Genomic DNA, 2,039 nt, shown 5'->3' on the forward strand with positions numbered 1-2,039 from the left:
GCCTCCTTCTGCCTCGCCAGCTCGGCGTACTTCGCATCGACTTCCTTGATGCCGGGAACTGAGGCGGCCAGTTCGTCGTCGACCGCCTGCCTGGCCGTCGTCAAGGCGTTCACGTGATTTGTGCCTTGCGCCGTCTGCAACAGATCGTCGATAGCGTGACGGGTGTTCAGCAGCGTCTCGGCATCGGTCACCAGGCCGCTGGGAACGGGCTGGCCGGTAGCGCGAGCCTGTTCGATCTCTTGCGGTGTCGGAACATAGTCCAGCATCGACCGAACGCGCTGGATGCCCTTCTGCGCGTCACCACGCAGGGTCTGCGCCTCGGCGTCGAGATAGCGCGCGATCGGCGTGGCGTCGACCGGGGCGGCCTCGCGAAGGGCTTCCCGATATTCCGGCTGCAGATGCTGCTGGTTTCGGTTCGCCCGATCGATGATGCGCGACGGCGTCGGCGCTTCCCCGAGCGTTTCGTTGATGCTGGACCGAATTCGCCAGTTGGCATCGGCATCGCGAGCGCTGATCGCATTGCGCACGATCGCCTTGCCTTCACCAGGCGTTGCTGCGACGGCGCCGGCTGTATGACGCAGGTTCGGGCCGAGATCCATCAGCATGCCATTCTCGCCGAGCTGCGACAGCGCGCCGGGCTCTACGGCATCCTGCCGGACCGCATCCGCCAGAACCTTGGTCGCGCTCTTGTCGAGCCCGAGCGCCCTGGCAATCGAGTTAAGCTGGATCTTGTCGGCAATGGCTTTTACGCCACGTCCCGCCAGTGGGGCGAGGAATGGAGCCGCAAGACCCGTGGCGAAACCGACACCAGCGCCAAGGCCGGCTTTGTTGAGATCGCCACCTGACCGGACCGCGCTATCTGCCCCATTCATCAAACCGCCGGTGATGGCTGGCACGGCATACTTGCCGAGCTTGGTCGTTGCACCGATGCCGAACGCTTCCGGTGCCGCCGCCATGGCGGGGATTGTGCCGGCGACCGCGCCCGTGATCTGTGCCGCAGTGTTGAGCTTCGGGTTCATCGATTTTTCAGCTTCGGTGCCGGCCTCGATGCGCCTCATGACATCGTCGTATTTCTCGCCGTTCATGGCGGCGATGGTCGCGGCGGCGGCGCGGTCGACGCCACCCCTGATCATCGGGCCGACGATCGGGATACCTTCCAGAATGCCGCCCGAGGCAGTTCGGATTTTGCTGACCCCGTCGTCGCCATCAATTTCACCGGTCAAGCGGTTGTAGCCAGGCACGCCCGGGGCGAAGGCTGGGACGCCGGCCGGCTGTCCACTATTCGGATCGGCAGGCGGAAGCTGCTTGCGGCGCTCATCCTCGGGCAGCTTCATCAGCTCTTGCGCCCTGGCAATTCCAGCCTTCGCCGCGTCAGACATCCCGCCTGCCGCCGCTGCGGGAGCACCACCCGGAAGCGACTTGGCAATCTCTTCAACCGCGGCGTTCTGCTGTTCAGGGGTCATCGACAAAAACGCGTCGTCGACCTGCACCCTACGGCCTTGGATGTTAAGCGTAGGCATCAGGGTTCAATGCTCCACTTCAAGCCGTTGCTGGTCGTGCCGCCGCCAGTAGCGACCGGAGCTGCAACCGTTCCAGAACCGCCGGTCTTGATCGCGTCGACCATCTGCCGGATGCGAGCCAGCTTGTCGTCAAGCGATGCTTTCGCCTCTCCGGGCTTTGGCGTCAGAATGGCCGCTTGGTTCTCGACTTCAGCGGGCGCCGCCGTCGCGCCGGACACGCTATAGAGGTACGAGGCGATGATGGTGCGCAGCGAGTTCGAGGCCCGCTGATACTCGGGCGATTTCAGGTATTCCGCGCCATAGTCCGAACCGTGCGGGATCGCCGACAAGGCCTGATCCGATGGATTGGACAGGGCCGAGAAATTCCTTTCGACAATCTGCATCTCGGGCGCGACGACCGAATACAGCTTGTTGTCGCGCTGCTGCTGCTCGTTTGGCGGCTTCGACTTTGGCGCGGTCAACGGCAGGATGCCGGCGTTGTCCGCGCGCGGGCTGGCCGGCGTCGGGCTCGGCTGCGGC

The 2,039-nt window shown here is 64.5% G+C and carries 1 protein-coding gene and 1 pseudogene; both read right to left on the reverse strand.

Features of this window, described 5'->3' with window-relative positions:
* Positions 1-1,520 (reverse strand): annotated as a pseudogene (locus tag EOA75_RS32240) (hypothetical protein); the annotation flags it as partial.
* Positions 1,520-2,039, reverse strand: a 520-nt coding sequence (locus EOA75_RS32245; RefSeq protein WP_164747735.1) for a hypothetical protein, incomplete at its 5' end; no start/stop codon positions are given. The pseudogene EOA75_RS32240 and the gene EOA75_RS32245, both read right to left, overlap by 1 nt.

The sequence above is a fragment of the Mesorhizobium sp. M1A.F.Ca.IN.022.07.1.1 genome (genome assembly GCF_003997575.1).
Taxonomy (GTDB): domain Bacteria; phylum Pseudomonadota; class Alphaproteobacteria; order Rhizobiales; family Rhizobiaceae; genus Mesorhizobium.